Raw genomic sequence first — 23278 nt, 5'->3', positions numbered from 1 at the left:
AGCTCGATGGAAAACGAAGCATGTATTCAGAAGAGGTACGGTGTAATTAGTTTTACTTCATTCATCATTGGAATCATTTGCTTTTTTACTGTTTTTATTACACCTATCAGAATGGCCAATATCGGGGGCATGACTGGTGGTTATATCACATTTTTCCTTACGATTGCCGGCATCGTCCTCTCTGTCATAGGAATTTTGAAGAAAACGGAGAAAAAAATGATTTCCATCATATCATTGGTTTTCTCTTCATCATTCTTTATATTTTGGGTAATCATCATCACTTTGTTGTTAACTGGTGAAATAGAATGGCCACGCAGAATAATAAGATAAAGGGATTGAATCAGGATGGTGGATATAGTTCTGACTAAAAGGGGATTATTCAATGATAAGAGGTTTATATGAAGCACATTTACCGGTTAGTAATTTGAATCGTTCCATTGAATTCTATGAAGGGCTTGGTTTGCAGTTGGATCATAAGGTTGAAGACAACCTGGCTTTTCTATGGATTGATAAGGATAAAAGTTGGCTGGGGCTTTGGGAAACGGAAAAAGTAGAGGTTGAGTATCATCCCTCCCTACGGCATATCGCTTTTCAAGTATCATTGGCAGATCTAAAGAGCTCAGTCGCATGGCTTGAAGATAGAGGCTATGCGCCAAGGGAGGCTTTTGGATTTCTGCCAGTTGAACCTTTCGTGATGCCTCACGGGGAATATGCCCACGCTAAAATTCACTTTAATGATCCTGACGGAAACAGTTTGGAGTTTATTAGTAAACTAGTGAATCCAAAAAAAATCAAGAACCGTATGTATTTAAGTGAATGGGAACAGCTAAATGAATGCAGAAGTGAAAATAGTAAATGACAGATGAACGAAAATTTTAAGAATAATAATCATTCAAATATGCTTTATGTCAGAACAGAATGGAGAATCATAGAATGAATGTCAAAGCGGAATTATATTGGAATGAATATTGGCAAGGGAAAGAAGATAAACCCCAGTCAGTCAGTGCATGGCAATTCGGGGCCGATCCCGATGATTTGGCTCAGTTAGTGATGGATGGGATAAAAACGGCTACATGCTCTGGGCATGTTTTTTACGGAGTGGAAAATGAACCATTACCATCCGTGGGTGATTACAGCATTATCTTAAGCAGTGAGGATTTGCCCTTAGCCATCATAAAAACAGTGAAAGTCGAAGTATTGCCCATGAACGAAGTGAGTGAAGAGTTTGCGATTGCAGAAGGGGAAGGAGATCGAACCTATACATACTGGTGGGATGCTCATGAGAAATTTTTTAAAGAAGAACTGGACAAAATAGGTCACACCTTTAAAGAAGATATGCTGCTGGTGTGTGAGCGTTTTGAGTTGATACATGTAAAGTGGGTGTAGACGGCTCGGTCTGAGAGAGCAATAAGTGTTTTTGTTCAGTGATTTGCTATAATAGGTCATTGAATTAAAAAACTTATAGAAAGATAGGTATTTGCATGAAAAAGAAACTGATATTCATTGGATTGGGAATCCTGGTTGTTTTCCTGCTGATGCTTGGTACGTATAAATTAATGAATTCGAGAACCTATCAGGTGTTCGGTGGATTAACGGATAATGTCGAGACGAATGAAAAAGTGGTCGCTTTGACTTTTGATGATGGCCCATCGAAGAATGTAAATGAGATCCTGCCGTTGTTGGATAAATATGATGTGAAAGCTACGTTCTTCCTGATCGGAAATGAAATCGAAAAGTACCCGGAGGAAGCTGGGAAAATAGCGGAAGCGGGACATCAGATTGGAAATCATACGTATTCCCACAGGCGGATGGTGTTTAAATCGCCTTCTTATATCAAGGCGGAAATCGAGAAAACGGATAAATTGATTCAGAACGCCGGATATAAGGGGGAAATTGATGTCCGTCCTCCAAACGGGAAAAAAATCATAGGTTTGCCTTATTATTTAAATAAAAATGATAGAGAGACCATTACCTGGGATCTGGAACCAGATAGCTATTACACTACCGCTTCTGACAAAGTGAAGTATGTGAAGGAAAATATAAAACCAGGTTCGATCATTCTGATGCATCCGATGTATGATGATACGGGTAAAGAGCTTCAAGCGATTGAAGGGATCTTACGAGAGTTAACGAACGAAGGGTATACGTTTGTGACGGTCAATGAACTTCAGGAAATGTAGTTTTTGGTCCAGACGATTTTCGAAGAATCGGGTTGCTGCGGCAGCCCTTTTTTATTTGATATAAAGAATAGTACAAAACATGGGCTGCATATTGTTTCTTAACGGAAGGTTGTTGTTAGGGCTTGGATTCGCATGAATTTTTCCTTAGTGGAAATAAAGCTTTTAAAATGGGGCTGGTTACTTGTATCGGAATAAAAACACCGCTCTGATCATGATTTTGTGTTTCCTGTTATTCCTATTTCTTGTGGTGCTCATTTTTCGCCACATCACGGTATACTTCGTGTATAGCTCGGGCATCGGCCCGTTATTACTTATTGGGGTAATGGTTTTGGCTATCGTTATGCTTTTTATCAGAGGGTATAAATAATCGAGTTTCTTCATTTATTTAGGTTTGTGCATTTTGAACGTTGATTTCCACTCCAGGCACTCGCTTTCCGCGGGCGGTCCGCCCTCAGCGCCTTTGCGCCTGCGGAGTCTCCCCTGGACACGTTTTCCCGCAGGAGTCCCGTACCTTACGTTCCAATCAACTTTGTTTTGAAATTTAGAACCCCTTTTGTCTAAAAACTGGAGGCTGCTGCGCAGCCTTTTTTTATGGAAAAAGTTCTTCACATCAAGGGACATAAAAAAATATAAAAATCAATAAAAAATTAACACTCCAACATTAGTAATATATGGTAAGATTTGAAATGGAATTATTTTCTTCTAAATTTTATTCAGGGGTGATTAGTGCGTGGAGTTTTTTACTAAGTGGTCGTTTAAGAACAAGGCTGCCGTTTCATTGGTAACCATATTTATTTTGATGATAGGAGTTGTCAGTTATTTTAAACTGCCGATGGAATTTTTACCATCTGCTGATAATCCACAAGTTACGATTATCACAATGGGGCAGGGCACCGATTCGAAAACGATGGAAGCACAAGTTACAGATCCGATTGAAAGGGCAGTTACGGGCGTTAAAGGAAAGAGTTCCATATACTCCACCACTGGAGATGGTTTTTCTAAAGTAGATCTATTCTTTGAAGCCGGATCGGATATGAAACAAGCGAAACTGGATGTTCAGGAAGCATTAGGCAGTGTAGCATTGCCGCAAAGCATGGCAAAGCCTACTGTTACACAGTTAAATACGTCAATGATTCCCATTTCATTTGTATCAGTTACATTTAAGGATGGGTTAACAGCTGAAAATATAGACTTTGCCAAGAAAGAATTAGAGCCTATGTATAAAGATATTAAAGGCGTTTCGGATGTACAGACATTTGGGGTTTCACAATCCATTCTTTCAGTCAAAGTGGATAATGAAGAATTGGCTAAAAAGAAAGTCTCCATTCAAGATGTCATGAGCGTCCTTAACGGTCAGAATGCAGCTCTGGCCGTAGGCGAAAAAGTGATTGATGGGAAGGCAAGTAACATCAAGGTCATTGGTGATTTAACAAGTATTGAAAAATTAGAAGCGCTGAAGGTCACTCCGGATGTCGCACTTGGAGAGATAGCAAAAGTTGAAGAAGCGAATGATGGCAACCTCATCAGTCGTTTTAATGGAAAGGAAAGCATTGATTTAAGCATTATCAAGGACAGTCAATCAAATGCTGTCACAATCAGTAAAGAGGTTGAAAAAGTAGCAAAAGAAATTAATGAAAAGTATAGTGACCAGAAATCGACCATTTATTTATCTACAGCTGATATGGTGGAGACGTCCGTTCAGACGATGGTAAAAGAAGTTCTGTTAGGTGCGCTATTCGCTACGATTGTAATCATGGTCTTTTTACGGAATGTACGATCTACATTCATTACAATCGTATCCATACCGCTATCTCTTGGCTTTACGTTATTTTTGCTGTCATTGTCGGGAGTGACGCTGAATATTTTGACGCTGGGCGGTGTCGCTGTAGCGATCGGGCGCTTGGTGGACGATAGTATTGTCGTTATTGAAAACATTTTCCGGAAAATGCAGCAGGAGAAGATTTCAGTCGAATTGGTGATGGATGCAACGAAAGAAGTGGGAGTGGCAATCACAGCTTCAACCCTTACGACTGTAGCCGTTTTCTTGCCGGTTGCTTTATTGAATGGAGGGCTTCAGGAGTTTCTTCTTCCTTTCGCTTTGACTGTCACTTATTCTTTGCTGGCTTCATTAATTGTGGCATTGACGGTTGTTCCGTTAATGAGCGCAGGATTGCTGAAAAGGACGGAGCTGCCAAAACATCGACCCGCCAAGCGTTTTACGAAGCTGGTTACTTGGTCACTAAACCATAAATGGGTTGTCCTGATTGTTGCGATGCTGTTGTTTGTCGGTTCCATTGGTACATATTTTGCCATGCCAAAAGGGGCGATTGATAATTCTTCAGCAGACTATGTCTCCGTGACATTAACTTATCCAAATGATCAGCCCTATGAGAAAGTAAAGGAAAAAGCGATTAAACTTGAAGAAACGATGCAGGGTATGAGTGAAGTGGATAATATTTTCATGCAATTAGGAAACTCGCCCGAAACAGCACAATATGGCGAAGTCGCATCACCTACAGAAGCGATTTTCGGCATCCTGGTAAAGGATAAAGCAAATGTAGATGCAATCCTGAAAAAAATGGAAAAGGAACAAGAATACTATCCGGATGCGAAGCTTACGGCCCAAGCCTCTTCCTTTATGATGGGAGCATCAAAGACGAACATTACGATAGATGTGATCGGCAGTAATGTTGAAGATTTGGAACGGACGGCCAATAATGTCAAAGAAAGAATTCAGGATATTAAAGGAATCGAAGAAATTACAACGAACCAGGATGAAAAGAAAACCATTTATTCATTCACGGTAGATCCAGCTAAAGGCAATACAGAACAAATAGGTCAACAATTGGGTATCATGCTTAATAAAACGCCTATCGGCCATATAACTTTACAGGATAAGCAAACACCTGTCGTCCTTGAACCAATCTTGGATCCTAAAAAACCAGAGGATTTAAAAAGCATTCCGATCATGACAGACGGGGGCCTAGCCCCAGTGTCAAAAGTTGCTTCTTTAAAGAGCGAAGAGAGCGCAACAACGCAGTTCCATAAAGATGGAGAAACATATCTCCAATTAACGGCAACGGTCGATCCGGCTAAGCTTTCCGATATTGCAAGCAAAATAAATCTTGAGGTATTTGGAGATAAAGAGAACAAAGGCCTTGATATTCCGGATGATGTAGAGATTTTAGTCGGCGGAGCCAGTGCTCAGCAGACAGATGATTTTTCCGATTTATTCCTTACGATGTTAATATCGATCGGCATTGTCTTTTTAATCATGGTTATAACCTTTAAATCGATCAAAGCACCGATTGCCATTCTATTCTCCTTGCCATTCGCTGCCATTGGAGCGGTATTAGGATTGGTTATCAGTCGAATTCCAGTGGATATTACAGCACTGCTGGGTGCTCTCATGTTAATAGGAATTGTTGTGACAAACGCGATTGTGCTTCTGGATCGAGTCAAACAAAACGAAGAAAAAATGATCATCCGTGATGCGATCGTCGAAGCGACAGCCACAAGATTCCGTCCAATCATAATGACGGCTGTAGCAACGATTTGTGCCATGCTGCCGCTTTTATATAAAAAGGCGGAAACAGGAAGCTTGGTTTCACAAAGCTTGGCGATCGTTGTCATTGGAGGGCTAGCTGTTTCCACACTGCTCACACTGATCGTCATTCCATGTATATACGAATTGCTGTACTATAAAAAATCGAAAAAACAGAGAAGGAAAAAGAGAGAACCCGTTAACGAACAAATCGAGATGTAAGAAGTTTTAATAAAAAAGTTTGTAGAGAAAAGCAACATTTTCTTTACAAACTTTTTTTTATTTAAAATAATGGTTGACTTCCCTCTAACCTGTAACTAAAATGATTACAGCGGGCGATGAACAATCGCAGGGAGCAATCGACTGTACAGGTACTGAATGCCATGTAATTATATTGATTTTTTTTGCTCTATATTGTAACTGGTTTGGTTACAAGTTTAGCTGATATTGAAAAGTGAGGGAATTTATAATGACAGTGAAAATTAAAGCGTATTCTGATTTTATTTGTCCATTTTGTTTTTTAGGTAAAGGGCCTTTGGACGAAATCATGAAGGAAAAGGATGTAGAAGTGGAATGGATGCCATTTGAATTGCGTCCTAGTCCATATACGAAAATTGATCCATGGAAGGAACCCGATAAGCTGAATTCATGGGATTCTTACATTCTTCCTGCTGCGAAAAAGCTAGGGGTTGATATGCGTTTACCCCGTGTCTCCCCGCATCCATATACACATTTGGCATTCGAAGGCTGCCATTTTGCAAAGGAGCACGGAAAAGGGAACGAATTCCACAACAGAGTATTTACAGCGTTTTTTCAAGAGGAACAAAATATTGAAGATATAGAAGTGTTGACAAAATTAGCGGGTGAAGTTGAGCTTCCTATAGATGCCTTTAGAGAAGCGTTAGTGTCACGAAAGTATCGGGAAGTGCACCAGCAAGCACTCAAACATGCTTATGAAGAAGCAGATATCAGGGCCGTCCCGACGTTTATTATTGGTGATGAAGTCATTCAAGGACTAGCTAGCAAAGAAAGGCTAGCGCAAGTCATTGAGAAGGAAGAAGCAAAAAATAAACAGAATGAATTTGATGGCTTGCAATGTGATGTTAGGGGGAATTGCTAATAACGTTTTTACTGTCAGGGAAATGAGAATTTACAACAGTAAGGTCATTTCAAGCTACTTAAAATAGGGCTTGATTAGAATACTTACAGAAGAACCCCTTTTATCAAACAATAAAACCTTTTCTTTTACTGTTTTATAAAAGGGGTATTTTAATGTACTTCTAGTTGAATTGTAGAAACAAAATTAGAATCATCAACCCATATATAAGCATCTTTACACTTATACGTGAAATATCTAATGGCAAAAGTATCTTTTAAACAATCTTTTAAAGACCAATTGTATAAGGAGAGTGAGATTATTGGCCCCTTTGATGTGTTTTTTAAATAAGCTAACACCTTATCGAACTCCATATCTTCGTATTTCTCGATAAATTCAGGTATTATCTTGTATGATTTTTGTGGTTTCCATTCATATTGTGATTTGCTAATTGTCCCATATAGATTTTTTATTATTGGATTTATGTGACTCGACCTGATCAAGGAGAGAGATTCTTGATTCGGCTTATTTAACATTATTTCTGATGGTACTTCGTTTTCTAATAAAATCTTGGTGTTGTCAAAATGCATAATGATTTCTTCGATGACTTGATTATCAATTCTATCGACAAATAACGAAGTAACACTATTTTCATCTTGGCAACCCAACAGTAAAAAGAATTGAGTTAATAGTGAATATTTTTTTTCGAAATTGGATTAGGGGTAAATTCCCTGATCTTGAAATCTGAAAAACTGTCTGTATTGTTTTCGAACTGATTATTAGCTTCAGAAGGTTTCAACCATTCCATTAGTAGCCCTCCTAGTATGTTTTTTATTAGCTCTTTTCGTAAAGATTGTTGTTTTTAAAACGAAACTATTTAAGGTTGATTGAGCGGAAGTGCGAGACTCCTGCGGGAGCACCGCCCGCCCCGCGGAAAGCGAGCATCTGGAGGGGAAATCAACCACACCGCACTACTTGGTAAATAGCAACATAGTATGCGAGAACAGCCTTTTTATTTAACCTCAAAATAACTTAAACCTATATAGTTAAATTATTACATAGTGTATCATGGTTTTTTGTAAAAACATAGGTTTTTTTACCTATACATTTTGACTTTTTCACTTAATTTTTAGGACATTTATATTATTTTTAAGATGAAGAAGGACTGTTTAATATAATTAACGGAGGTAAATAATTGACAATGAGAATCATTTTCATTTATAGTGAAGTGTGTAATGAAATTAATTCTCAATTAGGAAGGTGATATAGATGAAGGTATTCATTGGTTATGTCAGTTTATCCGGTAATACCGAGAAAATGGCTATAAGCATAAAGAATAGAATGAAGGCCGTCGGCTGTGAAGTATATATGGAAAGATTGGATACTGTTGAAGTTGATGCTTTAAAGGATTTTGATTTGGCCTTTATTGGTTTATATACATGGAATCTTGAAGATGTACCGTATGAAGCAAACGAGTTTTATGAAGAAATTGACCAAGTGGGCTTTGCTGGAGTGAAAGTTGCACTCTTTGGTGCCGGCGACCTGACCCATTCGAAACCCTGCGCCGCGTTAGATATCCTTTCCGATAAAATGAAGCGATTTGGATTTGATGTTTATGATCGAGTATTGAAAATACACCATGAAAGCAGTACATACGAACAACTGAGGAAATGCGAAGACTTTGCTGAGCATGCCCTTATATGGGGAAGCAATAGGAAAAAGTGGAGATTCTTCATGTGGGATCGGTTGCTAGGCAGCCCCAAATACCAAAAGTCTGTATTTTTGTTAAGGAGGGTCCTTGATGATTACCCAATTAAGTGCAAAGGGAGAAGCAAAAAAAGAAGAACTTATACAAGAACTTCTGAAATTCGGGATTTTTAAAAAATATAATAAACAACTATACGAGCTTCCGATCGTAGTTTTACAGAAGGAATTCAATCACTTGAGAGGTGAATTAAAAAATGTCTAGGAGAAGGAAATCTTATACTCAACTGCTAAAAGAAAACCGCGAGCTTCTGTTGCATGACAAAATCGAAGTGGAACGCATCTATACAAAAATCGATCAAAAAGCCATCAATGAAAAAAAGGGCAGTAAGCAAGTACAATCATGATTGGTCAAAATTTGAACGTTGCCTCCAGTCACTAGTATTCCGAGGGCAATCCGCCCGCGGAGCTCTTTGCGCCTGTGGGGTCACGGCTTGGATACGCTTTCCCCGCTGGAGTCTCGAACATCGTTCCAATCAACTTTGTTTAAAAAGATAGAAATCATTTTTTCCACAGTTTTTTTGGCGGTGTAAAATTTAGATTTCCACTTTCAGGCACTCGCTTTCCGCGGGCGGTCAGGGAGCCTCCTCGGCTCGCCTGCGGGGTCTCCCTTGCCACGCTTTTCCCGCAGGGGTCCCGTACCTTCCGTTCCAATCAACTTTGTGTTTTAAAAGAAAAAACTGATGGCTCGTCTTATTCCAAACCCTATTTAAGACAAGGTTATCCTTCATATTTTTTTCTGTAATCCTTAATGGATGGAAGAAATATGCGACACTCCTGCCGAAAAACTGGCTAGCCGAGACCCCGGAGACGCTTGCGTCGAGGAGGCTTGGCAGGCAGTCGGCGGAAAGGGAGCGGATTTCTGAAATCAACTGGAACTTATATAAAACTTCAGGCAAACTGACTTTTCTTCAAGTTTGCCTGAAGTCTGAACCGAAATCCATTTTTGATTTCGGTTTTTTCTTTTGGGCTGTTATTTGCCATATTCAACAAACCGTGCAGTTAGTTGAAGAAGGAGGTATTATCCGGTTAGTTGCCGAATAAAAATCCTTTAGGTAAAACTTAGGGGGAGTGCAAATTGAAAAAAGTAATAAATGGAATCAATCATTGGATAGATTTTATACCTGAAGAGTTCAACCGGATGACAGAAAAAGAATTAAATCATCGACCAATGCCACACAAATGGTCCAAAAAAGAGATTTTAGGACATCTATGCGATTCCGCATTGAACAATATGAATAGGTTTATCAAGATTCAGTACGAAGTACAGCCATATGTTATACAATCATATAATCAAGACCAATGGGTATTAGTCCAGAATTACCAAGAGCGGCCATTGGATGAGATCGTTAACCTTTTTTGTACTTTAAATAAGCAAATCATTCATATAATAACGAATACACCAAATGATAGATTTTCTAATCTTTGTGATATAGGAAATAATCAAATAAAAACAATGGAGTGGCTAATAAAAGACTATCTCGATCATATGGAACATCATATTAACAATCAAATCCTGATTAAAAAAGAGTGATCTATATAGGTCACTCTTTTTAATTCAATTTTTCACTTTTCGCAACAGCTTGTCATGAAGTTTGGACAAGGTCAACAATACAAGGATAGAGCCGATCAAGGTTAACGCCATATCCCATTGTGCGTCCCAAATATCACCTTGTGTTCCTAAAAAGTCCTTTGAAGCTTTTCTGCCTTTTGAAATGATGGCAGCTATCCATTCGATGATTTCATAGAGTGCTCCAATGGCAAGCGCAAAACTTACTGTGACAGCAAATAACCACGGTCCTTTTGTTAGGGGGGTTTTACGGATTACTATTTCCCTAATCACAATCGCAAGTAAACCTTTTATGAAATGCCCGAACCGGTCATAGTGGTTCCGGTTTAGATCGTAATGATCTTTTATCCAATTAAATAGAGGCACTTTTGTGTACGTATAATGGGCACCGATGAACATGGTAATTGAAAGAACGGCAATAACGAAATAGGATAATGTAGTAAGGCGGAATTTATTATATGTGGCCATTACATAAATCAGAAACACTACGGCAGGAAGGACTTCCATTGTCCATATCAAGTATCCTTCAGGCTTAATCACTGACCAAATAAACACTGCAGTGACTAGCAATAGAAATAATAAATGAATCAGTCTACTTTTATCTCTTCCCAATTTTTTCACTCCATAAATTTATGATATGTACATAGCAAAAGATTGAAATTCACAATCGGAAAAATCAATCGGATTGTGAATGGATAAAATGCTTAATACTTTCATTTAAATGATTAGCCGCTTTTGTAGGGATTTGATGCTTTACATGATCAATGAATCTTAATTCCGTATAGGGCAATTTTTCATGCAATAAATGGGCATAGCGATACATTGGTTTATCTTGTTTGCCATAGATCAGTAAAGTGGGAAGATTGATTTTCTCAAGCTGATGGGTACAGTTATAATGCAAACTATAATGGTAATACTGCTCGATATTTCGGGCATCTCCTTTTAGGGCTTCATTAAACATTTTGTTGAACAGCTTAATGGTATTTGAATTGCTCCATGAGATGGAAAGCGCAAGAATGGGAACTGCGTCTTTCTGGGCAAGTGATATGCCTAAAGAAATCTTTTGCTTTAAAGAGGTATCCCTCACTTCAGACATTCCGCCTATTACAATGCCACCCAGAGCCCTATCGGCACAACTCAGCAAGAATTCCAATACGATGGAGCCGCCTGTCGAGTATCCGCATATGAATGCTTTATTAATTTTCAAATGATCCAACAGATGTTTGATATCTTCTATAATCAGGGGATAAGTTACTGGCTGTCTTGAATACTGACTTCCTCCATGACCCCTAATATCAAAAGTGATGACTTTGAATTCTTCGGATAATTTCTCCAATTGGTATTCGAAATTCACACTGGTCAGTACAGGAGGATGGATAAAAACAATAGGAACCCCTTTTCCCCTAACAGAATAATGCAAGCTGATACCGTCCACATCTAACATTGGCATGAATATTCACCTCATTCGAAGAGTACTTGCATAATATCCCTCCTGAAAGAATTTTCCCTATTTAACATGTTTTTATTACTAATTGTTTTGGTAACGAACTAATTGAATTTTTAGGGTTCTTTTGAACAAGATATAAGAGTTCAGGCAATGAACAAAAATATAAAAAATAAGGTGATGTAAATGAGAGCAAACATGGATAAAATTTTACCAGTTGTCGCTTCGGTCGGAGTAGGTATAGCCACTTATCAAATGTTGAGTGGAAATGGCGGGAAAATGAAAAATATGGTGCCGCTTGCCACGAACTTGATGGGAATGGGGACTGGGATGCCAGGGCAGAATCAACAACAGCCAGAAAATCAATAAAAACATCTCCTATAGGGGATGATTTCAGACTGTAGACAAACTCGATGAAAATCGAGTATGTCTACAGGTTTTTTTTGCGGTACAATTTGAACGTTGATTTCCGATCCAGGCACTCGCTTTCCGCGGGCGGTCAGGGAGCCTCCTCGGCTTGCGCCTGCGGGGTCTCCCTAGACGCGCTTTTCCCGCAGGAGTCTCGCACCTTCCTCTCCAATTAACTATGTTATAACGTTTAGTTAGAAACTATACCTAAGGAGTTGAAGGTGTTGGTTTGGGAACATCCTCATGTGATGAAAGATATGTTTTCCGAACCCCTTTTGTATACAAACTGAATGGGGTGATATTCTTCAGACTGTAGACAAACTCGATATAAATTAAGATTGCCTAGTTTTTTTGAGGGAGTTTAAAATATGAACGTAATTTCCCAATCCAGGCGCTCGCTTTCCGCGGGCGGTCAGGGAGCCTCCTCGGCTTGGGCCTGCGGGGTCTCCCTAGACGCGCTTTTCCCGCAGGAGTCTCGCACCTTCCTCTCCAATTAACTATGTTTTTTGTTTTATTCAAAAAAACGGGACTTCCATCATATGCTGGCTTTTGGAAATGACACGATGAATCATATTTACCATTTTTTATAATTAAAGTAATAAAACACCAATAAAATAACTCCTTGCGTTATAATGAATGGGCTCCAAGGGAAGTGTCAGAAACCTGCAGGAGTGATCATTTGAATGGAGGTTATATGTGTTGAAGAAAAAATTATTGGTCATGATTCCAACAGTTGCCTTGATGTTGGCCCCTTTAGGAACGGGGACTTCAAATACCGAAGCTGCATCAAAGGGAAGTCAAATCCAGAAAATCGAAACGAAGGCGGAAACACGCCCGACCCTCAAGAAAGGCTCACGTTCGAGTTATGTAAGAGACTTACAGCAAAGCCTTAAAGATGTTAAATATCATGTAGGTGTTGATGGGATTTTCGGTACCCAAACACAAAATGTGGTAAGGGAGTTCCAAGTGGATCATAACTTAGCTTCAGATGGTATCGTCGGACCGAAGACATGGGCTGCTTTAGATGAAAATAAGGTGGAAAGAAGACAGTTCACGGAGAAAGACGCGATCGCGTTAGGGAAGAAGAAGCTGGGTAACAACATCGTATTCAGCGGTGATGGCAGATTGCTGAAAGATGGCAAGGGAAAATCATATTACAACTTTAAAGCAGCTAATAAAGATTGGATCGATCAAGGCGGCACAGGAACGATTGGGTGGTTCCACATTTATAAAGATGGCCGTGTAGTGGAACAATAAAGGATATACATGCAAAAATGGTTCTCACTTTACGTGGGATTTTTTTTATGTGAAGCATCAAGAAGACTAAATGCATCTATTTTTGGCTATAAATAACAAGTAAATACAGATATAATAGTAAATGGACAGCATTTTGGTATAGTGGGCAGCGGTCACTCCTTTTCAGAAAGGGGGTGTCGCTGGTGATTTCTATTATGGACGGACTGATGCTAATGATTTCATTCGCCTCTTTAATCGTCGCAGTAATCGCGGTTACATTAAAAAAGTAACCCCCTCCATACCATCCGGCCAGATGTTTGTAGGAAAAGGGTTACTTTCATGATCGAGTAGCAACTGACTTACCACAGAAAGCCGCTGCTCTTTATGCAGTTTGCTGTTCATTGAGACGCTGGTTTAACCAGTGTCTTTTTTTTATATTTATTATTATATCCTCATTTTCCCTATACATTCAACTAAAAAACCTGGATGAAATCTTGAATAAAAGTAAAATCATTTAGATTTTCGTTAAATTCCTGCCGTTTTCCAGTTTGAATGATTTCATCCCTTTATAAGAAACAATCGCAGGAATCATACAAAGCAAGGCCATCGGTAAACAATAAAGCAGATAGAAATGCCCTCCGTTATCAAGCAAGGGAATGAAAGCTAAAGCAACAAAAAGTAAAGTGAAAAAAATGATCGTGAAAATCCCGAATGATTGATGATAGAATGCATGAATTTCCCTTCTTCGTTCATCTTGGTTGGGTAAGGTCTTTACTGCATTGTGCGTTCGAAGGAATAGGTACAAGGAGAACATTAGAAATAACGCGGAAAATGGCAAAGCGATCGCAAATAATGAAACGTCAAGAATGGAAAGATAAAAGCTGGATAAAAAGAAAACCTCTGATACCCCTAATGCAAAACAATAATTGAAGATACTTATTCTATCAGGTTGTTTAAGCATGAAATCCCTCCTTCTATATCATATTATGCAACTGCTTTCATGTTCACCACTTTGTCACATTTAAAAGGTGAAAAATCCTCCCGGTTGTATCAAGCCTGCAGATGTTGAATAGAGTCTTTGCATATTACGAATAGTAATAAAATATCGCTTAAGGGGGGAGTGCTCAATGACTGTAAAAACGGCAATCAAAGGATTTTTGCTTGTTCTTCTATTATATTTCCTTTATGTAGTTGTGACGGCTGTTGTTCTTTTCCCCAAAGCAGAAAAAGAAGAAAACAGGCCGATAAAACAGGTAAGTGAATATATGGGAGAGAAGGAAGCCGCCGTGGATCGTGTCCTGCTTTTCGAAGACGGTTATGAGTCGGGACTCGCCAGAATGCGAATGATCCAGGAAGCCCAGCATTCAATCGATATTGCCTACTATGCTTTTGGAAAAGGCGAATCAACCGAGCTTTTTCTTGGAGCCTTGATCGATGCGGCTGACCGAGGTGTCAAAGTCCGAATCCTTCTGGATGGAATATCTCATGGACTCAGAGGTCAATTAAGCAGTGCCCGTTATGCATTGGCTTCACATGAAAACATTGAATTAAGATATTACGAAACCTTTAAGCCATTTAAGCCGTGGACCTGGCATAATCGCCTTCATGACAAGATCATCACGGTAGATGGAAAGTTAGGCATCATCGGAGGGAGGAATATTGCCGATAAGTACTTAGCAAGCAAGCCGCCGAGGAATTTTGTCTATGACAGGGATGTACTCATTTTCAATGCTAAAGAGGAGAAAGATAGTGTAATCGTTGAAATGAAGGGCTATTTGAATGAATTATGGACCCATCCTTATACGAGCGATGTTTTTTCGGACCTGTCGAAAAGGCAAACGGAAAAAGGAAAACGCGAAAGAGGTGCATTAGCGAAAAAATACAGCAAAGCTTTGCGCACTGAAACCGATTTCGTGAACCCAGTCGTCGATTGGGATAAGGCTACTACACCTACTAAAAAAGTGTCCTTCATTCATAATCCGATCGAACGGTTCAACAAATACCCTATTGTGTGGAGATCTTTATTGGATATTGCTGCGAACGCCAATCAATCGGTATACATCCAAAGCCCCTATATTGTCCCTGCGGATGCCTTGAAGGAATATGTACCGAAGCAGTTGGATTCAAAGGCTGATTGGACCATACTTACCAACTCGGCTGCATCAACCCCGAATATGATCGCTTTTTCCGGTTACTTGGCTCGTAGGGATAGCGTCGTGGAGACGGGGGCAAGGCTTTATGAATATTCAAAGCCTTATTCTTTGCATGGTAAATCGGTTGTCTATGATCGACGATTAAGTGCAGTGGGTTCCTACAATTTGGATTCTCGATCTGCCTTTTTAAATACGGAATCGATGGTGGTCATCGATAGTGAAAGATTTGCAGCGCAGTTGATAGGAGCCATGGATTCAAAAATCAAAAATAGTACACTCATTGCGGACAATAAAAAATATAGACAACTCCCAGAAGATCGGAAAAGGGAAGAGTCCTTTTTTAAGGCCACCTTTTTAAATGCCCTCTCGAAAATTACGGTATATTGGAATAGGTTCATTTGAAACATGACTAAAAAGACAGCAATCTCAGTGATTGTTGTCTTTTTAGCCTTTTGCGGAGATTATCTTATGAATACATATGTAATTTGCTATACTTGAGCAAGCTATTCACAATAATCGTAAGGAGAACAGAAACATGCAAACATTACAGCACCTATCGAAACATATTGTCTACCTGCCGCCAGTTCAGGAAACGGATCGCCCGGTTCTTGCCGCCGTGACGGGAAACAAGAAAACGCTCATCATCGATGCCGGTAACTCTGTCAGGCATGCGCAGCTCTTTGAGGACGAATTGCTTCGGAATGATATAAGCGGGAATTTCCTCGTTCTTACCCATTCACACTGGGACCATGTATTCGGACTGGAGAATATCGGGATTCCGGTGATTTGTCAGGAAAAAACATACACGAACATTAAAGATATGCAGCAGCTTTCATGGGAAGATCGGGCCCTTGATCAACGTGTCGAAGAAGGGACGGAGATTGCCTTTTGTGCCGATGCAATCAAATTGGAACATGGGACGAATAGAGAGATTTCCCTCCCCCTGCCCGATATCATCTTTGAAAAAACGATGACGATCGATCTCGGCGAGATAACCTGTGTCATCGAACATGTTGGCGGCGACCATGCCAAAGATTCCTGCATCATTTATATACAGGAGGAAAAAACCTTATTTCTGGGAGACTGCCTGTATGCCAATCTTTATGCGGAAAAATGGAATTATACAGCTGAACAAGCTTTGCTGCTTGTTAAGAAAATTGAAGCCTATGATGCCGAAACATATATACTTTCCCATCATGATCAGCCTCGCACGAGACTTGAGATGGAGGCGGAGCTTAAGCTAATGAAAGAATGTGCCAGAGCGGTGGTCGAACATCGGGGAAACCGGGCTTTAATGGAGCAGGAATTGGCTAAAGGATTAAAGCGGGATTTAACTGAGGACGAGCTCGAAACGATTGGATTTTTCGTGAATGGGTATGTTGAGTGACTGAACTCTAAAGTGGGGTATGAGCTCGGCATTATTGGGCTCATACCCAGGCCTCAAAAGAGATAATAAACGTTATTAGTGCTGAAAGGATAAGAACTGATAGGATGCCTGATATGATTTTCCCTGCTTTTGCTCTATTATCGGGATATATATGACCAATAATAAAGGAGGGGATGAAAAAGATAGCCGAATAGAACACTGTATAATGAATACCTGAATCTCCATTTGACCAGCCGCTAATTCCGATAGTATGTTAAATATGATCTCCCATGCAAGATTTATCGCCAAATTCAAACGTAAACAATATTCCCAATAAGCATAGCACGAAAGAAAGTGAACCTAATCCGATATCTTTTGTTTTCTTAACTTCAATGGTTGTCATGTACTTTTTGCTCCTTGCAATAAAAACCATATTATGGTTTTCATTGTAACATAACTCAGCAAGTACTTAAATCCCTACGCCTGTACCAGAACCCCAATATATTAAAAACTGCACCTCCAATTGTCTAACAATTAGGGTGCAGTTCAAATTAATTATGAGCTTTTTCTAGAGCTAGCTTTATCCCGAAACCAATCAAGACTGTCCCGGTTATCCCCTCGAATATCGCTTGGGTTCTAGGCTTTTTCATAAAAGCACTGATTTGGTTCAGCAGATAGATATAAAATACAAACCACAACGCAGTTAAAACGGTATACGTCATGCCCATGATCAGGAATGGTAAAAACGTATCATTCCCCGGATTCACGAACTGAGGCAGAAACGTTAAAAAGAAGACGGCCACTTTAGGGTTCAGCAGATTGGTAAGGAACCCTTGCTTAAAGCATGACTGGTTTTCGTACTTACTTTTGACCGTCGTTTCCGCCGCTGCGGCCACTTGCTTATTCCTTAATCCCCATAGTGTCTTGAAGCCTAGATATACCAAGTAAACGGCACCGACATATTTGAAGATGGAAAATAATAAAGCGGATTTCACAATGATTGCTGAAAGCCCGAACACGGCAGCAGATGTATGAATGAGCAGGGCACAGCATGTGCCGAACATCGTTTTAAAACCTCCCGACGTCCCAACGGTAACGGTGTTCCTTGTGGCTATTGCTGTATCTGGACCAGGTAAGATGATGAGAAGGATGCACATGATGATGAACAGATAAAAGTTTTCCATATTCGGACCTCCACTCTTAGCGATGAATTCTGAAAATTATAACATAGATGCACGTGGTTTAGGGAGATAAATTTGATAGTTAATGATTACAAAAAAACAAGCCAAATCAGTTTTTGATCTGGCTCGTTTTTTTGAAAACATTTGTCAGGGTGACTTTTTCAACACAGCACGTACCGGACTTCCATCTGCTTCAACCAAAGGAAGAGGGAGGGCTGCCAACTCATAATTACCCGGTCCGATGCCGTCCAATACAAGTCCTTCCAAAATGTGAATGCCATGATCGGCAAGTTCATGGTGGGCAGACAGCTCTTTACTATCCAGTGGATCTACTGATGGTAAATCAAGTCCAATTAGACGGACTCCGTGTTCTGATAGATATGCCGCTAATTCTGGCTGGATATGTGGAATGGTTTGTGGAAACACACTTCGATCCTTCCATGCATCCGTGCGAATTAACAGACGGGTAACGCCTTGTAGATCTATATGGGATAATTCATCGACTCCGATGCTTGTCTTGTTTGGTAAATGGATAACTCGGGCATTTCCCATATATAAGTCGAGATCCAAATCAATCACTCTTTTTCCATCATCATCGAAATGAAAAGGTGCATCAATATGGGTACCGGTATGGATACTCATTTTGATTTGACCGACATTGACAGATCCGCTCTGTTCTTTACTCCAATTGACTTTATAAGAGAAAGGTGTATCTCCAGGCCAGACTGCAACGTTATCATCCAGACGTTGTGAAATATCAATCCATGTCCCCATGCATTTACCTCCGTCTCTACTAGCTGTTTCTTGAATATCTTATAGCTTCGTTCTTAGACTCCATAGCTCTGGGAAAAAGTGTTGATCCAGTGCTCTTTTTAAATACGTTACACCTGATGATCCGCCAGTACCTTGTTTATTACCAATGATTCTTTCCACTGTAGTCATATGATTAAAACGCCATAATTGCTGTTGGTGGCCAATGTCCACTAACTTTTCGCCCAGCTCATATAAGTCCCAATATTGCTCTACATCGCGGTAAACTGTCAGCCAAGCCTCTTCAACACTGGCATTTGGTTCATACCTTTGTGACCAATCCCTGCTGATGGCTTCTTGATCAATAGGTAATCCGCGCGTCACAAGAGCATTGATCGCCGCGTCATAAATACTTGGCTCATGAAGGGCCTGCTGCATTTGCTCGTATAAATCCGTTTGGTGCTGATAGACGGATAGCGTATGGACATTTTTGTTTCCTAATGCAAATTCAATCAAGCGATTCTGATAAGATTGGAATCCGGAAGATTGTCCCAGTTTATCCCTGAACTCCATGTATTCAGCCGGCGTTAAAGTTGAAAGGACATTCCATGACTGGATCAATTGCTGCTGGATCCTCGAAACGCGGGACAGCATTTTAAACGAAGGTTCCAACCTGTTTTGGCGGATGGACTCAGTTGCTGCTGTCAATTCATGCAAAATGAGCTTCATCCATAGCTCACTCGCTTGATGGATAACGATAAATAGCATTTCATCATGATGATCGGAACATCTATGCTGACTGGTTAAAATCTTATCAAGGTGGAGGTAATCTCCATAGGACATCGATTTTTGAAAGTCGGTTTGAATTTCTTTCTCTAAACCCGTTATTGTTTGTTCATTTTTATCTGTATTCTTCATTCCGCAATCTCCTCACTTTTCGCAAAAAACTATTTATTCCGTCATTCTATTCTATCTTCTTTTCCAAAGGTTCTTCCATTACATTATGGTTAATATTTCTTCTTTTTGAAACAAAATAAGCAACAGCTAAAAATAGTAACCAAGGAATCCCGAATTGAAGCATGATTTTGAAATCCGTAAACCATGACGTAATCATCAAGCTGAATAGAAGAACGGCTCCTAGTATCGTTAAATAGGGGAAACCGATCATCCTAACAGGTAATTTGCGTCCTCCGGTTTTCTCCCATTTCACCCTGAAAAACAAATGGGAAATGAAGATCATGAGCCATGTGAACATGGCACCGAACATGGAAATCCCCATCATGAAAGCATAGGATGAACCAGGAAGTAACGCATGAACGCCTGCAGCGATGAAAATCCCCGTTGAAGAGACAGCAAGGGCTTTCGTAGGAACACCGCTTTTGTTTAACTTTCCTAAAAAGGTAGGTGCATGTTTTCCGCGTGCCAATGAAAACATCATCCGTGTTGAAGCATAGAGCTGAGCGTTCATGGCAGATATGGCAGCCGTTAGAATAATAAAGTTCATGATCCCGGATGCACCTGGAATGTTCAGGATTTCCATCACTTTTACGAATGGGCTTACCTCGATCCCGGCCGTTTTCCAAGGAACGATCATCAGCATGATGCCGATTGTCAGCACATAGAAAGTGGATAAACGGAACACAGTCGCTTTTAATGCTTTTGGGACGGCTGCATCCGGATCTTTTGCCTCCCCTGATGTAACCGCTATCAATTCAGTTCCAAGAAAGCTGAATAAAGAAATAAATACGGCTATCCACATCCCCTTCAAACCAAATGGGAAAAAACCGCCTTCATTCACGAAGTTTTCCGGTCCTATATGCGGCTGTTCGGATGAACCGAACAGTACATAGGCTCCAAGTAGGATAAAACCAACAATGGCACTTATTTTAATAAAGGAGAACCAATACTCAAATGTCGCGAATGTATTCACGCTGGTAGCATTTACATAAATCAGGACACCTGCAAACAACAAAATCCATACGATTCCCGGCACGGTCGGAAACCAATAATTCATATATACGCTGACTGCACTTACTTCAACCCCAACGGCCAAAACATTGCCAATCCAATAGGAATAGCGGACAAGATAGCCTGCCATTGGACTCATGTACTTTTCCGCAATGGCCCCAAAAGATCCGGAAGTAGGGTGGGCAACCGTCATTTCGGCTAAACAGCCCATCAATAGTAAGACAATGAACGCCCCAAGAGCATAACTGAGCAATACACTTGGCCCTGCCGCTTGAATCGCAAGTCCGCTGCCAAGAAATAGCCCCGTCCCGATGGCACAGCCCATCGCGATCATGGAAAGCTGACTTGTTTTCAGCTCTCGCTTTAATCCTTTTTCTGGCTCATCTTTAAAGTTCAATTGAGTATTGTTTTTCTCCATAGTTCATCTCCTTTTTATCAAAAAGATTTTATCCTGCCCTAATTAATTAACCATTTGAGAGATGAGCCCCATCTGGCGGAACTCCGGGTTATGCGACCACTTCACGCTCATTCTTGTATTTTTCATATTGTTTTTCTGACATGATTTTCTTGAGTATTTGTACAACTTCCCAAACTTCCGCATAAGAAGTATAGAGTGCAACCGGGGCGAGGCGAATGATGTTAGGTGCACGGAAATCTGGAATGACACCGTTCTCTTTCAATGCCTTGCATATCCGTGCAGCTTCTTTATGCTCGAGGCTTACATGACCACCGCGGCGGATGTCTTCTCTGGGAGTTCCAATGAAAAAGCCCATGTCTTCCAATTCGAATTCGACTAAATCCATTAAATATTGATTGATTTTCAGGGATTTTTCACGAATATTTTCAATTCCAGCTTCTATAAAAATGTCCAAAGACCCAATCAAAGGTGCACAACTTAACACATGCGGCGTGCCAATTTGATACGCTCCAGCTGATTCAGCTGGTGTTAAGGTATGTTCCATATCGAATTGTTTATCTTTTTTGGAGCCGAACCATCCAGCCAATCCAGGCATCGTCCCAAAATGTTTTCGATTTACATATAAACCGCCAACACCGCCAGGGCCGCCATTTAAATGTTTATAATTGCACCAATAAGCAAAATCCACATCCCATTCGCTGAAGGAATGCGGGATGGCACCGATGGAATGACATCCGTCAAATCCGATTACAATTCCTCTTTTATGGGCTTCATCAGTCAATCGTTTCATATCCAGTATTTGACCGCTGCGATACAGGACCGTTGGCAAGATGATCAAAGCGATGTCATCGGTCATTGCTTCGATGATGTCATCTTCTTCAAGAAATCGGCCATCACGGCTTTTCACGCGGATGAGATCGGTTTCCGGATCGTATCCATGTGTACGCAGCTGACTTTGAAGAGCATAAATATCAGTCGGGAAGGTTAATTCATCAGCCAAAATCTTTCTGCGCATTCCTTCAGGCTTATAAAAAGTAGCTACAAGCTGATGCAGATTTACTGTTGTGGAGCCGGTTACAATAACTTCCTCGGGAGAAGCTCCGACCAATTGGGACATCTTTGCGCCCAATTTCTCAGCCATGAAAAACCATGGGTGATTCCCTTGCGTCCATCCATCAATCCCATGCTCTTTCCAATCTTCCAAAGATTCCAGAAGAGTGCGTTCAGCCCTTTTCGAAAGAAGCCCCAATGAGTTTCCATCCATATAGATGGAATCCGGCTTTAAATAAAACTCTTCCCGAAAATCTTTAAGCGTATCATTCTCATCCATTTGTTTAGCGTGATCCAATGTATATTCAGAAACCATAATCATCCTCCTATATTAGTTTTTTTAAATTCTAGGAGAATCGTACCAAAGAATATGACACGGTGTCAATAAGTTAATTCAGAAAATTATAAACATTAAAACTGACATTCCAACAAATGTTTTTTATTTTATGGAAATCCTTTATGCTAGAAGATAAAGGGAGGAATAAGCATGGAGAATGGCAAAGTAGGAGATAAACGGCATTTACGCTCGATCATGACACGACAAAAGCTATTGGAAGCTGCAAAGGAAATATTTCTTGAAGAAGGTTATCAAGCTGCGCTTATTTCCCAAATGATCAAAAGAGCAAACATCGGATACGGGACGGCCTATGTTCATTTTAAAGGGAAAGAGGATCTGTTAATTGTATTAATGGAGAATGTAATGGAGCAATTCTATGAAATTGCCGAGACCTCTTTCTTCCCAAAATCAAAAGACGAAGCAAAACATATCATCAACAGACAAGCTAATGCATTTTTGAAAATGGCAGAAGCTGAACGCAATATGATGCAAGTTTTCGAACAGGCCATTGGCATATCAACCATTATTTCAGATAAATGGAAAGCGATCCGCATGAAGTTCATTCAGCGAATTTCACAGGACGTCGCCTATGCACAGCAAAATGGGCTGGCAAGAACGGAACTAAACCATGAGCTTGTCGCAAGAGGATGGTTTTTCACAAATGAAATGTATCTGTGGGAAATCGTTCGAAACGAACATCGAAGTTCAGTAGAAGAAATCGCTCAAACCATCACCTCAGTTTACGTCGAAGGCTTATATGTATAATGATGATGGCAGCTCACCAATCTTCCGGTTATATACAATCGGAAGATT

General features: G+C 40.2%; 25 protein-coding genes. 15 read left to right on the top strand and 10 right to left on the bottom strand.

Going from position 1 to position 23278, the window contains the following annotated elements; translation table 11 throughout:
• Window positions 1-6 precede the first annotated feature (6 nt).
• The 6 genes from MHB45_RS18115 (at window position 7) to MHB45_RS18090 (ending at window position 6844) form a co-directional block, all read left to right on the top strand.
• Window positions 7-330, top strand: a complete 324-nt coding sequence (locus MHB45_RS18115) for a hypothetical protein (RefSeq protein WP_048683423.1) — start codon at window positions 7-9, stop codon at window positions 328-330.
• A 52-nt stretch (window positions 331-382) separates the two neighbouring features.
• Window positions 383-859 (top strand): VOC family protein, encoded by a 477-nt coding sequence (locus MHB45_RS18110; protein WP_034309643.1) that lies wholly within the window; start codon window positions 383-385, stop codon window positions 857-859.
• A 74-nt stretch (window positions 860-933) separates the two neighbouring features.
• Entirely contained in the window at window positions 934-1386 is a 453-nt protein-coding gene (locus MHB45_RS18105) for an ASCH domain-containing protein (RefSeq protein WP_072273457.1), read from the top strand.
• Between the two features lie 95 nt (window positions 1387-1481).
• Complete coding sequence (locus MHB45_RS18100) at window positions 1482-2180, top strand: polysaccharide deacetylase family protein (protein WP_048683395.1); 699 nt, start codon at window positions 1482-1484, stop codon at window positions 2178-2180.
• A gap of 730 nt (window positions 2181-2910) precedes the next feature.
• A complete protein-coding gene (locus MHB45_RS18095) occupies window positions 2911-5946 on the top strand; it encodes an efflux RND transporter permease subunit (protein ID WP_072273455.1) in 3036 nt (1011 codons plus the stop codon).
• Window positions 5947-6193: 247 nt separating this feature from the next.
• Window positions 6194-6844, top strand: a complete 651-nt coding sequence (locus tag MHB45_RS18090) for a DsbA family oxidoreductase (RefSeq protein ID WP_072273454.1) — start codon at window positions 6194-6196, stop codon at window positions 6842-6844.
• 661 nt (window positions 6845-7505) lie between these two features.
• Here MHB45_RS18090 and MHB45_RS18085 read toward each other — a convergent pair.
• A complete protein-coding gene (locus tag MHB45_RS18085; RefSeq protein ID WP_260089093.1) occupies window positions 7506-7628 on the bottom strand; it encodes a hypothetical protein in 123 nt (40 codons plus the stop codon).
• Window positions 7629-8089: 461 nt separating this feature from the next.
• Between MHB45_RS18085 and MHB45_RS18080 the strand changes: the two genes are divergently transcribed.
• The 4 genes from MHB45_RS18080 to MHB45_RS18065 all read left to right on the top strand — a co-directional run bounded on the left by MHB45_RS18080 (window position 8090) and on the right by MHB45_RS18065 (window position 10118).
• Window positions 8090-8701, top strand: coding sequence for a flavodoxin domain-containing protein (locus tag MHB45_RS18080; protein ID WP_072273453.1), 612 nt, complete (start codon window positions 8090-8092; stop codon window positions 8699-8701).
• Window positions 8622-8789 carry a Fur-regulated basic protein FbpA gene (locus MHB45_RS18075; RefSeq protein ID WP_081088695.1) on the top strand — a complete coding sequence of 56 codons (168 nt, stop codon included), beginning with the start codon at window positions 8622-8624 and terminating at the stop codon, window positions 8787-8789. Before MHB45_RS18080 ends, MHB45_RS18075 begins: the two co-directional genes overlap by 80 nt.
• On the top strand, window positions 8782-8931 hold the full coding sequence (locus MHB45_RS18070) for an FbpB family small basic protein (RefSeq protein ID WP_095679135.1): 150 nt from the start codon (window positions 8782-8784) through the stop codon (window positions 8929-8931). Before MHB45_RS18075 ends, MHB45_RS18070 begins: the two co-directional genes overlap by 8 nt.
• 731 nt (window positions 8932-9662) lie before the next feature.
• Window positions 9663-10118 carry a DinB family protein gene (locus MHB45_RS18065; protein ID WP_072273451.1) on the top strand — a complete coding sequence of 152 codons (456 nt, stop codon included), beginning with the start codon at window positions 9663-9665 and terminating at the stop codon, window positions 10116-10118.
• Between the two features lie 24 nt (window positions 10119-10142).
• Here the strand turns inward: MHB45_RS18065 and MHB45_RS18060 are convergent, their stop codons facing one another.
• The gene (locus tag MHB45_RS18060; protein WP_072273450.1) at window positions 10143-10766 is read right to left on the bottom strand and encodes a DUF2238 domain-containing protein; all 624 of its coding nucleotides are present in this window, start codon (window positions 10764-10766) and stop codon (window positions 10143-10145) included.
• Window positions 10767-10830: 64 nt separating this feature from the next.
• Entirely contained in the window at window positions 10831-11604 is a 774-nt protein-coding gene (locus MHB45_RS18055; protein ID WP_072273449.1) for an alpha/beta fold hydrolase, read from the bottom strand.
• A gap of 192 nt (window positions 11605-11796) precedes the next feature.
• Between MHB45_RS18055 and MHB45_RS18050 the strand changes: the two genes are divergently transcribed.
• Together MHB45_RS18050 and MHB45_RS18045 are read left to right on the top strand one after the other, a co-directional pair.
• Window positions 11797-11967: a hypothetical protein gene (locus MHB45_RS18050; protein WP_225989034.1), complete on the top strand. Its 171-nt coding sequence runs from the start codon at window positions 11797-11799 to the stop codon at window positions 11965-11967.
• Window positions 11968-12702: 735 nt separating this feature from the next.
• Window positions 12703-13263, top strand: a complete 561-nt coding sequence (locus tag MHB45_RS18045; protein ID WP_048679538.1) for a peptidoglycan-binding domain-containing protein — start codon at window positions 12703-12705, stop codon at window positions 13261-13263.
• Between the two features lie 493 nt (window positions 13264-13756).
• On the opposite strand, the gene MHB45_RS18040 is transcribed toward MHB45_RS18045, so the two are convergent.
• Window positions 13757-14203, bottom strand: a complete 447-nt coding sequence (locus tag MHB45_RS18040) for a hypothetical protein (protein ID WP_048679536.1) — start codon at window positions 14201-14203, stop codon at window positions 13757-13759.
• Between the two features lie 166 nt (window positions 14204-14369).
• Between MHB45_RS18040 and MHB45_RS18035 the strand changes: the two genes are divergently transcribed.
• A complete protein-coding gene (locus MHB45_RS18035; RefSeq protein WP_048679533.1) occupies window positions 14370-15797 on the top strand; it encodes a phospholipase D-like domain-containing protein in 1428 nt (475 codons plus the stop codon).
• A 133-nt stretch (window positions 15798-15930) separates the two neighbouring features.
• Window positions 15931-16782 (top strand): MBL fold metallo-hydrolase, encoded by an 852-nt coding sequence (locus MHB45_RS18030; RefSeq protein ID WP_048679530.1) that lies wholly within the window; start codon window positions 15931-15933, stop codon window positions 16780-16782.
• Window positions 16783-17035: 253 nt separating this feature from the next.
• On the opposite strand, the gene MHB45_RS18025 is transcribed toward MHB45_RS18030, so the two are convergent.
• The 6 genes from MHB45_RS18025 to kynU all read right to left on the bottom strand — a co-directional run bounded on the left by MHB45_RS18025 (window position 17036) and on the right by kynU (window position 22444).
• Entirely contained in the window at window positions 17036-17164 is a 129-nt protein-coding gene (locus MHB45_RS18025; protein WP_260089087.1) for a hypothetical protein, read from the bottom strand.
• A 148-nt stretch (window positions 17165-17312) separates the two neighbouring features.
• Entirely contained in the window at window positions 17313-17945 is a 633-nt protein-coding gene (locus tag MHB45_RS18020; protein WP_063594553.1) for a LysE family translocator, read from the bottom strand.
• A 144-nt stretch (window positions 17946-18089) separates the two neighbouring features.
• The gene (gene kynB, locus MHB45_RS18015; protein ID WP_072273448.1) at window positions 18090-18716 is read right to left on the bottom strand and encodes an arylformamidase; all 627 of its coding nucleotides are present in this window, start codon (window positions 18714-18716) and stop codon (window positions 18090-18092) included.
• Window positions 18717-18755: 39 nt separating this feature from the next.
• Complete coding sequence (kynA, locus tag MHB45_RS18010) at window positions 18756-19610, bottom strand: tryptophan 2,3-dioxygenase (protein WP_072273447.1); 855 nt, start codon at window positions 19608-19610, stop codon at window positions 18756-18758.
• Between the two features lie 46 nt (window positions 19611-19656).
• Window positions 19657-21078, bottom strand: a complete 1422-nt coding sequence (locus MHB45_RS18005) for an amino acid permease (protein WP_048679518.1) — start codon at window positions 21076-21078, stop codon at window positions 19657-19659.
• A gap of 88 nt (window positions 21079-21166) precedes the next feature.
• Window positions 21167-22444: a kynureninase gene (kynU, locus tag MHB45_RS18000; RefSeq protein ID WP_072273446.1), complete on the bottom strand. Its 1278-nt coding sequence runs from the start codon at window positions 22442-22444 to the stop codon at window positions 21167-21169.
• A 171-nt stretch (window positions 22445-22615) separates the two neighbouring features.
• Here kynU and MHB45_RS17995 point away from each other — a divergent pair, with 171 nt between their 5' ends.
• A complete protein-coding gene (locus tag MHB45_RS17995) occupies window positions 22616-23230 on the top strand; it encodes a TetR/AcrR family transcriptional regulator (RefSeq protein WP_048679510.1) in 615 nt (204 codons plus the stop codon).
• The last annotated feature ends 48 nt before the right edge of the window (window positions 23231-23278 follow it).

This window comes from Peribacillus sp. FSL K6-5616 (genome assembly GCF_038008245.1).
GTDB lineage: Bacteria > Bacillota > Bacilli > Bacillales > DSM-1321 > Peribacillus > Peribacillus frigoritolerans.
Note: the sequence above shows the minus strand (reverse complement) of the source record. Positions and strands in the feature narration are given on the sequence as shown.

What these genes read in the sequence shown, in the direction of transcription:
- kynB (WP_072273448.1), bottom strand. Translation starts at nt 18,716, where the DNA reads ATGGGGACATGGATTGATATTTCACAACGTCTGGATGATAACGTTGCA.
- MHB45_RS18100 (WP_048683395.1), top strand. Translation starts at nt 1,482, where the DNA reads ATGAAAAAGAAACTGATATTCATTGGATTGGGAATCCTGGTTGTTTTC.
- MHB45_RS18055 (WP_072273449.1), bottom strand. Translation starts at nt 11,604, where the DNA reads ATGCCAATGTTAGATGTGGACGGTATCAGCTTGCATTATTCTGTTAGG.
- MHB45_RS18105 (WP_072273457.1), top strand. Translation starts at nt 934, where the DNA reads ATGAATGTCAAAGCGGAATTATATTGGAATGAATATTGGCAAGGGAAA.
- MHB45_RS18035 (WP_048679533.1), top strand. Translation starts at nt 14,370, where the DNA reads ATGACTGTAAAAACGGCAATCAAAGGATTTTTGCTTGTTCTTCTATTA.
- MHB45_RS18040 (WP_048679536.1), bottom strand. Translation starts at nt 14,203, where the DNA reads ATGCTTAAACAACCTGATAGAATAAGTATCTTCAATTATTGTTTTGCA.
- MHB45_RS18090 (WP_072273454.1), top strand. Translation starts at nt 6,194, where the DNA reads ATGACAGTGAAAATTAAAGCGTATTCTGATTTTATTTGTCCATTTTGT.
- MHB45_RS18050 (WP_225989034.1), top strand. Translation starts at nt 11,797, where the DNA reads ATGGATAAAATTTTACCAGTTGTCGCTTCGGTCGGAGTAGGTATAGCC.
- MHB45_RS18110 (WP_034309643.1), top strand. Translation starts at nt 383, where the DNA reads ATGATAAGAGGTTTATATGAAGCACATTTACCGGTTAGTAATTTGAAT.
- MHB45_RS17995 (WP_048679510.1), top strand. Translation starts at nt 22,616, where the DNA reads ATGGAGAATGGCAAAGTAGGAGATAAACGGCATTTACGCTCGATCATG.
- MHB45_RS18005 (WP_048679518.1), bottom strand. Translation starts at nt 21,078, where the DNA reads ATGGAGAAAAACAATACTCAATTGAACTTTAAAGATGAGCCAGAAAAA.
- kynU (WP_072273446.1), bottom strand. Translation starts at nt 22,444, where the DNA reads ATGGTTTCTGAATATACATTGGATCACGCTAAACAAATGGATGAGAAT.
- MHB45_RS18070 (WP_095679135.1), top strand. Translation starts at nt 8,782, where the DNA reads ATGTCTAGGAGAAGGAAATCTTATACTCAACTGCTAAAAGAAAACCGC.
- MHB45_RS18025 (WP_260089087.1), bottom strand. Translation starts at nt 17,164, where the DNA reads ATGACAACCATTGAAGTTAAGAAAACAAAAGATATCGGATTAGGTTCA.
- MHB45_RS18115 (WP_048683423.1), top strand. Translation starts at nt 7, where the DNA reads ATGGAAAACGAAGCATGTATTCAGAAGAGGTACGGTGTAATTAGTTTT.
- MHB45_RS18080 (WP_072273453.1), top strand. Translation starts at nt 8,090, where the DNA reads ATGAAGGTATTCATTGGTTATGTCAGTTTATCCGGTAATACCGAGAAA.
- MHB45_RS18075 (WP_081088695.1), top strand. Translation starts at nt 8,622, where the DNA reads ATGATTACCCAATTAAGTGCAAAGGGAGAAGCAAAAAAAGAAGAACTT.
- MHB45_RS18085 (WP_260089093.1), bottom strand. Translation starts at nt 7,628, where the DNA reads ATGGAATGGTTGAAACCTTCTGAAGCTAATAATCAGTTCGAAAACAAT.
- MHB45_RS18030 (WP_048679530.1), top strand. Translation starts at nt 15,931, where the DNA reads ATGCAAACATTACAGCACCTATCGAAACATATTGTCTACCTGCCGCCA.
- kynA (WP_072273447.1), bottom strand. Translation starts at nt 19,610, where the DNA reads ATGAAGAATACAGATAAAAATGAACAAACAATAACGGGTTTAGAGAAA.
- MHB45_RS18020 (WP_063594553.1), bottom strand. Translation starts at nt 17,945, where the DNA reads ATGGAAAACTTTTATCTGTTCATCATCATGTGCATCCTTCTCATCATC.